We start from the raw sequence: 9,700 nt of genomic DNA on the forward strand, positions 1-9,700 counted from the left end.
TACCCGAGCACCCGGGCCGGTCAGCGCGTGAAGACGATCTTCCCGGTGGTGTCGCCGCCCAGCATCGCGCTGAACCCCTCCTCGGCCTGTTCCATCGGCAGTTCAAGGCCGATCTCCGGGGTGATCCCGGCCTGCGCGACGAAGGCAAGCAGGTCCGCGAGCTCGCCGCGGGTGCCCATCGTCGCGCCGATCACCCGCAGCTGGAGGAAGAACAGTCGCTGCAGGTCCGCCCCGGGGTTCGGGCCGCTGGTCGAACCGGAGACGACGATCGCGCCGCCCGGCTTCAGCGACTTCATGGAGTGGGCCCAGGTCGCCTCGCCGACGGTCTCGAAGACCGCGTCCACCCGAGCCGGGAGCCGCGCCCCCGACGGGAACGTCGCGTCCGCCCCCAGCCGCTCGGCCACGGCCCGCTTGGCGTCGGTGCGTCCGGTCGCCCACACTTGCATGCCGGCCGCGCGCCCGAGCTGGACCAACGCCGTCGCGACGCCACCGGAGGCGCCCTGGACCAGCATGGTCTGCCCGGGGCGGAGACCGGACTTCACGAACAGCATGCGGTAGGCCGTCAACCACGCCGTACCCATCACGGCCGCCTGCGCCATCGACAGTCCGGCAGGCTTGGGCACGGCGTTACGTGCCGGCACCACCACCGTGTCAGCGAACGTCCCCTGGTATTTCTCGGTGAGCAGCGAGCGTTTCGGGTCGAGGGTCTCGTCTCCGGCGACAGCGGCGTCGCCGATCACCGGATACAGCACGACCTCGGAGCCGTCGGCGAGCCGGCCGGCGCCGTCACAACCGAGGATCATGGGGAACTGATCGGGCTTGATGCCGACACCGCGCAGCGTCCACAGATCGTGCATGTTCAGGCTCGCCGCAGCCACGTCGACAGAGACCCACCCGTCCGCGACCTCCGGCTCGGGACGCTCCCCGACGGTCAGCGACTTCAGCGGCTCAGTGGGGTTGGGCTCGGATGCGTAGACGGCGAACATGACGGCAAACCTAGCCCGATATCGGGCGTCGATGGTGCGGAGCACGCTGCTGCCATCGGCGGGTGATCGACTGCTGACCCGGAGCGGTGGTGCAACCCGGGAGGTTCTGCTCGGGTGTCGTGCAGATGTCTGGCCTCCGTGGCATGCTTGTCCGGATCCGCTCGAGACCCTGGCGGCCCTGTCGATGTTGCGGCGGTGCCACATGAGGTCCAGGACTTCCATTCGGATTTCGCTTGCGGATCGATCCCACGTCCCGGCGCCGCGTGTGGCCGGGAGACCTCAGCAGCCTTCGGAGAAAGTGTGTGGGGTTGTGGTGATCTGCGACCGCTGTGGGGACGTCACCGTCGGCGACACCCCGTGCCGGTGCCGGACACCGTACGACGAGACCGAGGTGCGGCGTCGCCACCGGGACGCGGTGAAACGCGCCCGGGCGACCGGGCGCGGTCGCCGGAGGCGTCCGGCGGCCGCGAACCCCGCGGCGTGAGCCGTCGTGCCCGCGCTACCACGACCTGACCAGGTGCATGAGCGGGACCGCCATCGCTGGGCCGGTGGCTACGCTGCCCGCACGACGGTGTTCATCGGCCTCGGACGGGATCGTGCACCAACCCATGAAGTACCCAGCCTGATGAAGCACCCGGCGAGCGATCCGTCCTGGGCCCGGGGGACACGCCGGCGCGCTGGGAGGCGCCGCTGTGGCTCCTGAGCTGGGCCCACTGACCCGGGCACTGATCCGCCTCGCCGGTCATGGTGACGACGACCGCCACATGGCCGCCGAGATCTGCCGGGCCTACGTGGCGTGTCTCGACGTGCACGGCGCCGCGATCTCACTGCTGACCGCCACCACGTCACGGGAGACACTGTCGGCCACCGACCCGACCGCGGCCACGCTGGACGACCTGCAGTTCACCCTGGGCGAGGGCGCGTGCATGGAGGCCGCAGTGTCCGGCCGACCGGTGCTGGTCCCCGACATCGACGACCACGTCTCGACCGCCCGGTGGCCGATGTTCGCCGGCGCGGTCGCCGAACAGACCGATGTGCGCGCGCTGTTCGCACTGCCGCTACAGCTGGGCACGATCAACCTCGGGGTACTCGACCTCTACCGCACCACACCGGCCCCCTTCGCAGGCACGAGTTGCGCGACGCCCTCGCCGCGGCCGACACCGCCACCCTCATGCTGCTCGCGGTGCCCGCCCACACCGGTGACGCCACTCCGAGGGCCGCCCCGGAACCGACGGGCACCGCGACGGCCGGCTTACCGACCGGTGGCATGGGGACGAGGACAGCGAGTGCCAGCAGGGGGGCCCGCAGTTCACCGGCGCAGACGGGTTGTGGTTACAGGAGCCGGGATGGGACGGGCCGTGGTGGGACGGGTTGTGGAACGACCGCGCCGAGGTCCACCAGGCCACCGGGATGATCCTGGCTCAGCTCGACGTTCCCGTTCAGGATGCGTTCGTCCGGCTGCGCGCGCACGCCTTCGCCGCCCGCCGGCCGCTGGCCGACGTCGCCCGCGACGTCGTCGCCCGCCGGTTGGTGTTCACCCAGGACATGGACTGAGCCAGGATGCGAACCCGCCATCCGGGCATACTCTTGGACGCCCCGGAAGGGAGTCGAGCGTGAGCCACGTTCAGAACGACCGCGAAGCACTGTTGATGAGGGCGTTCATCGAGTTGGCCGACACCCTCGTCGACGACTACGACGTCATCGACGCACTCGACCGGCTCGTCGGGCACAGCGTGACGCTGCTCTCCGCCGCCGCCGCCGCGATCATGCTCCTCGACCCCCGCGGGCAACTGCGCACCGTGGCCTCCTCCAGCGAGGAGTCCGACTGGACCGAGCTGATGCAGATCCAGGCCGACCAGGGCCCGTGCGTGGACTGCATACGCACCGGGCAGCCGGTGACCGTGACCGACCTCGATGCCGCCGCCGGCCGCTGGCCGAAGCTGACCACCGCGCTGGCCGGGAAGGGCTCCTACCGTTCGGTGCACGCACTGCCGCTACGGCTGCGCGGACAGGCGATCGGCGGGTTGAACCTGTTCCATACCCGCCCCGGCCCGCTGCCCGAGGCCGACCTGCGCCTCGGGCAGGCCCTGGCCGACATCGCCACCATCGGGATCCTGCAGGAACGCGCCATCCGCCACGGCGAAATAGTCACCGAACAACTCCAGTCCGCGCTCAACAGCCGCGTAGTCCTCGAACAGGCCAAAGGCGTCCTCGCCCAGCAGGGGACGTTGACCATGGACACGGCGTTCGACCGCCTGCGCCGCTACGCCCGCGGGCACAACCTGCTGCTGGGCGAGGTCGCCCGCCGCGTTGTCACCGACCGCGCGTTCGCCCGCCACGTCCTCGCCGTCCCGGTGAGGTGACGTCGGGGTCGTCCATGCCCGGCTCGGCCGATGCCGACTCGGCCAGAGCACCAGACGCAGCGGCCGTCGGGTCAGGTCCGCCCGGACGAAATGACTTGGACCTCGTCGAACAGGTCGGTCAGGTGCAGCAGCCGCACCAGCTGTGTGCTGCACCCGGCCAGATAGAGCCGCGAACCCCGGCGCCTCGCCGATCCCGTGGCTTCCAACAGGGCGCACATCCCGCCGACATCGACGAACGTCGTCCCCACCAGGTTCACCACCACCGTCCGATCCGTACCGTCGGTGTGCAGAAGCTCCCGCAGGCACCCGACCAGCAGCGGCACCGAGGCCCGGTCGAGCTCACCCCGGACGAAGACCACCGCCTCACGCGCCTCCTCGCGCACCACCTCGACGTCGAGCCGAACCGACATCGGCGGTGGCGGGCAGAACTCAGGAACCGAGTCGTGGGCGGTCATCGTCGTTCTCCGTCCGCCCTGCCACCGGGCTCGCACGGGGAAGAGGCCCGAGCACGACACCACCCAGAACTGGCGGTGACGGGCCGGGGTCGGGGGCGCCGAGCACTCGAAATCGAGGCGGATAACCCGGGCTGCAACCAGCAGCCCGAGGGCTCTTCGCAGAACGTCGCCACCAGCCGCGGTGCGACAGGCAGTGCGACAGGTGACAGCATAGGGCGCGGCAGCCTTCCCGGCGACCCCTCGCGGACGTCTCGACCGATCTGCATCTCGCGCCGCTCCGTCCAAAGAGCACCACCACCACCACAAATGTGAGGCTGCGCGCTGGGTTGACGCATTGCACTGCTCGACGTGGTGGCCTAAAATTGCGAAATCAGGCCTGACTCGGCGTACGCCCCGGTCCCGGTGTATCGCTCACTGAGGTGTGCCGGAGGTGGCACCAGCAATCGGGCATGACTTTCCCGCTGTGTGCTGTACGCAATTCCGAGCTTCCGCATCATTGCGTCAAGGAAGTCTGCACGTCCCGCTGGCGCACCTTCGCGGATTCCCGCAGAAGCATCCGACTCGAAGGTGGACCATGCAACGGCACGAGTTGAGTCGGGACGACGCCACGGACGCGACCATCCCCCGCGCCAGTCACGCCAGCAACCAGGACAACCCGACTGCGTTCAACGCGGTCATCTCCGCCTTCCTCGACCGGACCCTGAACCCGGCCGCCGACGCGGCACGGAGATCCGTGGCGTTGAGCTGACCCACCTGCCGACGAGCCTGGCCGATCCGAATGGCAAGGCATCCGCACGCACTGGAGGAATTACATGGACAACGCAATGAATGCGCTGTGGCGCGCACAACAAGACGCCGCGACGCGCGCCGCCGAGGGCTGGCTCGGACTACTCCAGCCCGGGACCGATCAGGCACCGCAGACCCCGGCAGCGCCGGCTACCGCAGACGATCAGGATCAAGCGCCCCCGGACAGCGACACCTCCGATGAGGTTGCCGCCCCCGACGACACCTCCCCGGAAGTCGGCGTCGAACCCGCACCCCTGGAAGTGATCGAGGCTATCCGGAATCTGGGCAACGGTCAGCGCGAATTCGCCGAGCACATGACCCGCTGGGCCGAACTTCAGCGCGACCTCGCCGACACGATGACCGCGTGGGCGAGCAGGCAAGGCGAATACGCTGACGCGCTGGAGCGCTTGCTCGGGCCATCGAAACCACACCTGTGAACCGGTTCTTCGGCCCGGGCAGGTCCGACGTCGTCGTGGTCGGTCCCGTACCGAAGGCCAGAGGGCGCCGTCGAGTTGGCCCGCGCCGCGGCGGGATCGCCTCCGGCTCACTCACATGGTCGTCTGCCGGTCACGTCTGTGCACTCGCGCGGAGCCTGGCCAGGCGCTTGGGTGTGGGCCAGCGGACGTCGTGGGCCCAGCCGAGCTTCTCGAACATCCAGATCAGCCGGGCGGTCATGTCGAGTTGTCCGCGTTCCACGCCGTGCCGGGCGCAGGTGGGGTCGGCGTGGTGCAGGTTGTGCCACGACTCGCCCATCGAGGCGATGGCCAGCGGCCAGACGTTGGTGGAACGGTCGCGGTGGGTCCAAGGTCGGTCGCCGACGATGTGGCAGATCGAGTTGACCGACCAGGTGACGTGGTGCAGGACCGCGACGCGGACAAGGCCGGCCCAGAAGAATGCCGTCAGTGCGCCCCACCAGGTCATGGTGATCAGGCCGCCGAGCAGGGCCGGGCTGAGCAGGCTCACGACGGTCCACAGCGGGAACTGGCGGGCGATGCGGCTGATGTCGCGATCAGCGAGCAGGTCGGGGGCGAAGCGGGCGACGTTGGTCCGGTCCCTGTTGAAGGTCCAACCCATGTGCGAGTGCCAGAAACCGCGCGCCACCGCGGCCGGCGTGGTGCCGAACAGCCACGGCGAGTGCGGGTCACCCTCCTTATCGGTGAACGCGTGGTGGCGGCGGTGATCGGCGACCCAGGTCAGGACGTCGCCCTGCAGCGCGAGGCTCCCGGCGATCGCCAGGGCGTTGCGCAGACCGCGGTTGGCCTTGAACGCACGGTGGGTGAAGTAGCGGTGGAACCCGGCGGTGATACCGAACCCGGACAGGAAGTAGAAGCAGACGGCGAGCCCGGCATCGAGCCAGCTCAGCCCCCACCCCCAAGCCAGGGGCACGGCGGCGGCCAGCGCCAGCATTGGAATCAGCACGAAAGCGTGCACGATCAAGAACTCGAAGCGGGGTTTCTTGCCGTCGAGCATGGGTTGCGGGGGCGCCTTCTTGGCGGACGCCGACACGGTCGATGGGGACATGGGTGACACGGTCTCCTCGGTCTCGGACCACAGAAATGCTGCAGGCCGTTGATGCTTGTGGCCCGGGTCCGGGAGCCGTCATGACACCGGGCTCCATCGCCTCTGGCGTGCACCGAGTCGAGTTTCCCGTCCTGGTTTGGGTACCCCCGGCCGGGCTGCGCACACGTCCGCTGACGGTGACCCCTGTGACAACGTCCGACCAGCTCGCGTCGGCGACGCTGCGACGGACTGCCGGGCAGCCCTCGACGTGCCGGCGGGCGCCTCCCTTGTGGGAAGGCGCCCGCGGTGGTCGTGCGGCCCTACCCCGGTTCCGGGGCAGGTGACGGTCAGTTGTTGTCGGGCCGCTGGATCCCGGCGATGCTGGCCCAGGTCTTGCGCTGGAGCGCGAACAGGTTGTCGGCCAGGCTTGCCCAGAGCTGAACGGGGTTGACCACAGCGGCGGCAGCGGGCTGCGAGACGCGGGGTGCCGACGGTGCGGTCCACTCCGACTGCGGCACGGCCCGGGGTGTCGCGGGTGCGGTCCACTCGGCCACCGGACGAATCGGGGTCACCGGCTCGGGTGCGTAACCCCCGCGGCCCTGCGGGCCGGGGATGCCTTGCGGTCCCGGGATTCCGGGAGGACCCGCGGGACCGGCCGGACCCACCGGGCCCTGCTCGCCGATCGGACCCTGCTCACCCGGCGCGCCCGGCAGACCGTCGGCACCGCGCGGACCCTGCTCGCCACGCTCACCGATCGGACCCTGCTCGCCCGCGGGACCCTGGTCGCCAGTCGGGCCGACCTCGCCGCGCAGGCCCTGCTCACCGATCGGGCCCTGCAGGCCCATCGGACCCATCGGGCCGACCGGTCCCTGCTCACCGATCGGGCCCGGCAGGCCCACCGGACCGATGGGCCCCTGCTCACCGGACAGACCGGTCAGACCCTGCTCGCCACGCTCGCCGGGCAGGCCCTTCTCACCGGGCAGACCCGTCAGACCCTGCTCGCCACGCTCACCGGGCAGACCCTTCTCGCCCACCTCGCCCGGCAGACCCTTGAGGCCCTGCTCGCCGCGCTCACCGGTGTCGCCGGTCAGACCCTTCTCGCCGGCCTGACCGTTGAGGCCCTGGTCACCGGCCAGGCCCTTGTCTCCAGGCTGGCCCTTGTCTCCGGACTCGCCCTTCTCGCCGCTGGGGCCGGGCTTGCCGGAAACACCCGGCTTGCCGGGCAGGCCCTGCTCGCCCCGCGGACCCGCCTCCGCGACAACTGCGGCCACGGTCACGGTGGCGTCGTTGTCGACTGCGCCGTTATCTGTCGCTTCTGCCATTTGTGCTCCGTATCAAAGAATCGATACCGGCCGTGAGCCGGCAGTGCCGCAGCATGCGGCGGAACGTGCCACGATGCCGACCGCGTGAGCGGTGGCGGTGAGCCTTCTTCAGATCAGGCGTCGGATCAGGCGTCGTATGAGGCGTCGCGGTGTGCGCGGACGCCAGCCTTGGCCAGTCCGCGGCTGGCCATGTAGCCGATGGCGAGCAGCGTGACGTAGAACCAGGCCTTGTCGGCGAGGAAGACATCACCGCGGCCGTCGGAGTCACCGACGAGCGCGGAGGCGACGAGCACACCGACGACGGCAACGAGGAACACGACGAACTCGGTCGTCTTGAACGCGGCCTTCGTCTCGGCGAAACGATCCACGGATGCGCCGACAACGGCGCCGTCCTGGGCCTCGTTGCGGAGGACGTGGTTCGGGGTGTTGACAGACAAGAAAACAAACTCCATTGATCGAGCGCACCCGGCGCGCAGCCCCAGATATGGGCCGCAGAATCGCTCGGGCAACAAAACCGACACTAGGCGCGCCGCCAGGCCGCTGCCGCGTTGGAGACCCATGTCGCACAGCGTTTACGGCAGCCGACGTGACAGAGAAAACACGATGCCTTGAGCTGTTCGAAGATCCGGTGAACAGGGACGACACGACAGCCGTTGGATGTTCACGCAGCGGTGCCCTGAATTTCACGGGCTCCGTGGCGGCGGGCAGAACTCAGGACGCGAATCGTTGGAGGCCATCGTCGTTCTCCGCCTGCCCTGCCACCGGGCTAGTACTCCAGCCGCAGTTCGTGATCGACTGTGGTTTATCCTCTCGATCTTGTGATCGTGGAGGAGGATCTTGCGGCGTGGTCGGCCGGGTTGGACGGGTTGTTCGCGCAGGTCGCGGGCAGGTTCTTCCGGCCTGAACCGCGGCGGCGGGCCCGGGCATACGTGCGCGGCCTGTTGGCGCCGTTGGCGGGCAAGAACGGGTGGACGCTGGCCGAGGTCGCCGGGGACGCCACCCCGGATGGGATGCAGCGGCTGCTGAACTCGGCGAACTGGGACGTCGACGGGGTCCGCGACGACCTGCGCAGCTACGTCGTGGAACACCTCGGCGAGCCCGGCGGGGTGCTGATCGTCGACGAGACCGGGTTCCTGAAGAAGGGCCTCCGCTCCGCCGGGGTGCAGCGCCAGTACTCCGGCACCGCCGGCCGGATCGAGAACTGCCAGCTCGGCGTCTTCCTCGCCTACGCCACCAGCAAGGGCCGCACCCTGATCGACCGGGAGCTGTACCTGCCCAAGACCTGGGTAGCAGATCGGGACCGCTGCCGGGCCGCGGCCATCCCGGACGAGGTCGAGTTCGCCACCAAAGCCGTGCTGGCCCAGCAGATGCTCGACCGCGCCCTGGCCGCCGGCGTTCCCGCCTCCTGGATCACCGCCGATGAGGCCTACGGGCAGGACTACAAGTTCCGGACCTGGTGCGAGAAACGCCGGATCGGCTACGTCGTCGCCGTCCCTCGTTCCCAGAGCATCCCGGCTGGGGCCGGCTCGAGCCGGGCCGACCATGCCACGGCGATGGCGCCGGAGCAGGCGTGGAAGCGCCGCAGCTGCGCGGACGGGGCGAAGGGCCCGCGGCTGTTCGACTGGGCCGTGGCCTCAGTGTCGGCCGGGGATGACACCCCACCCGGTTGGGGGCGCTGGCTGCTGGTCCGCCGCCAGATCCTCACCACCGACCAGACCGCCGCCGGCCGCGAGCCGGAGCTCGCCTACTACCTGTGCGCCGGCCCGCCCGGCACCGCCGACGAGGAGCTGATTCGGGTCGCCGGCGCCCGGTGGGCGATCGAGGAGTGCTTCCAGACCGCGAAGACCGAGGTCGGGCTCGACCACTACCAGGTCCGCCGCTACGACGCCTGGTACCGCCACATCACCCTGGCGATGCTCGCCCACGCCTACCTCGCCGTGACCGCCGCGATCGCCCCAAAAGACCTGGCAGCGGCCTCATCCCGCTCACCCTCGGCGAGATCCGCCGTCTCCTGGCACACCTGACCACACCCACCCGCACCCGCCACAACCACGCCCGAATCTGGGCCTGGTCGACCTGGCGACGCCGTCACCAACACCGCGCCCGCACCAGCCACTACCGCAGACGCACGGGCGTTCCATAACAATCTGCGGCTGGAGTACTAGAGCGTGTTTGGGAACGGGTTCGCTCGTTGGGCTGAGTGTGGCTCGTGGTGATCTGTCTCAGGCGCAGTGGCAGGTGTTGGAAGAGGTGTTGCCGCCGGTCAAGGCGACCGGGCGGCCGCCGCG

The 9,700-nt window shown here is 69.8% G+C and carries 10 protein-coding genes and 1 pseudogene; 6 read left to right on the plus strand and 5 right to left on the minus strand.

What is annotated here, in order from left to right; all coding sequences use genetic code 11:
• Nucleotides 1-20: 20 nt before the first annotated feature.
• Nucleotides 21-986, minus strand: a complete 966-nt coding sequence (locus RM445_RS10660) for a zinc-binding dehydrogenase (protein WP_311556011.1) — start codon at nucleotides 984-986, stop codon at nucleotides 21-23.
• A 764-nt stretch (nucleotides 987-1,750) separates the two neighbouring features.
• Between RM445_RS10660 and RM445_RS32360 the strand changes: the two are divergent.
• The 3 genes and pseudogenes from RM445_RS32360 to RM445_RS10670 form a co-directional block, all read left to right on the plus strand.
• A pseudogene (locus RM445_RS32360) lies at nucleotides 1,751-2,095 on the plus strand (GAF domain-containing protein); the annotation flags it as partial.
• A gap of 217 nt (nucleotides 2,096-2,312) precedes the next feature.
• Nucleotides 2,313-2,540: an ANTAR domain-containing protein gene (locus tag RM445_RS10665; RefSeq protein ID WP_311556012.1), complete on the plus strand. Its 228-nt coding sequence runs from the start codon at nucleotides 2,313-2,315 to the stop codon at nucleotides 2,538-2,540.
• A 59-nt stretch (nucleotides 2,541-2,599) separates the two neighbouring features.
• On the plus strand, nucleotides 2,600-3,349 hold the full coding sequence (locus RM445_RS10670; protein ID WP_311556013.1) for a GAF and ANTAR domain-containing protein: 750 nt from the start codon (nucleotides 2,600-2,602) through the stop codon (nucleotides 3,347-3,349).
• Nucleotides 3,350-3,420: 71 nt separating this feature from the next.
• On the opposite strand, the gene RM445_RS10675 is transcribed toward RM445_RS10670, so the two are convergent.
• Entirely contained in the window at nucleotides 3,421-3,804 is a 384-nt protein-coding gene (locus tag RM445_RS10675; RefSeq protein WP_311556014.1) for an STAS domain-containing protein, read from the minus strand.
• Between the two features lie 574 nt (nucleotides 3,805-4,378).
• Here RM445_RS10675 and RM445_RS10680 point away from each other — a divergent pair.
• Both RM445_RS10680 and RM445_RS10685 read left to right on the plus strand, forming a co-directional pair.
• On the plus strand, nucleotides 4,379-4,552 hold the full coding sequence (locus RM445_RS10680; protein ID WP_311556015.1) for a hypothetical protein: 174 nt from the start codon (nucleotides 4,379-4,381) through the stop codon (nucleotides 4,550-4,552).
• A 64-nt stretch (nucleotides 4,553-4,616) separates the two neighbouring features.
• Nucleotides 4,617-5,027, plus strand: coding sequence for a hypothetical protein (locus tag RM445_RS10685; protein ID WP_311556016.1), 411 nt, complete (start codon nucleotides 4,617-4,619; stop codon nucleotides 5,025-5,027).
• 130 nt (nucleotides 5,028-5,157) lie between these two features.
• Here RM445_RS10685 and RM445_RS10690 read toward each other — a convergent pair whose 3' ends face one another.
• From RM445_RS10690 to RM445_RS10700, 3 genes are all read right to left on the minus strand, one after another.
• Nucleotides 5,158-6,111, minus strand: a complete 954-nt coding sequence (locus tag RM445_RS10690) for an acyl-CoA desaturase (protein ID WP_311556017.1) — start codon at nucleotides 6,109-6,111, stop codon at nucleotides 5,158-5,160.
• A 326-nt stretch (nucleotides 6,112-6,437) separates the two neighbouring features.
• Nucleotides 6,438-7,412 (minus strand): collagen-like domain-containing protein, encoded by a 975-nt coding sequence (locus RM445_RS10695; protein WP_311556018.1) that lies wholly within the window; start codon nucleotides 7,410-7,412, stop codon nucleotides 6,438-6,440.
• Nucleotides 7,413-7,537: 125 nt separating this feature from the next.
• A complete protein-coding gene (locus RM445_RS10700; RefSeq protein ID WP_311556019.1) occupies nucleotides 7,538-7,849 on the minus strand; it encodes a hypothetical protein in 312 nt (103 codons plus the stop codon).
• Between the two features lie 387 nt (nucleotides 7,850-8,236).
• Here RM445_RS10700 and RM445_RS10705 point away from each other — a divergent pair, with 387 nt between their 5' ends.
• Complete coding sequence (locus RM445_RS10705) at nucleotides 8,237-9,436, plus strand: IS701 family transposase (protein WP_397469270.1); 1,200 nt, start codon at nucleotides 8,237-8,239, stop codon at nucleotides 9,434-9,436.
• Nucleotides 9,437-9,700 lie beyond the last annotated feature (264 nt).

The organism is Pseudonocardia charpentierae (genome assembly GCF_031845345.1).
In the GTDB taxonomy this organism is placed as follows: Bacteria; Actinomycetota; Actinomycetes; order Mycobacteriales; family Pseudonocardiaceae; genus Pseudonocardia; species Pseudonocardia charpentierae.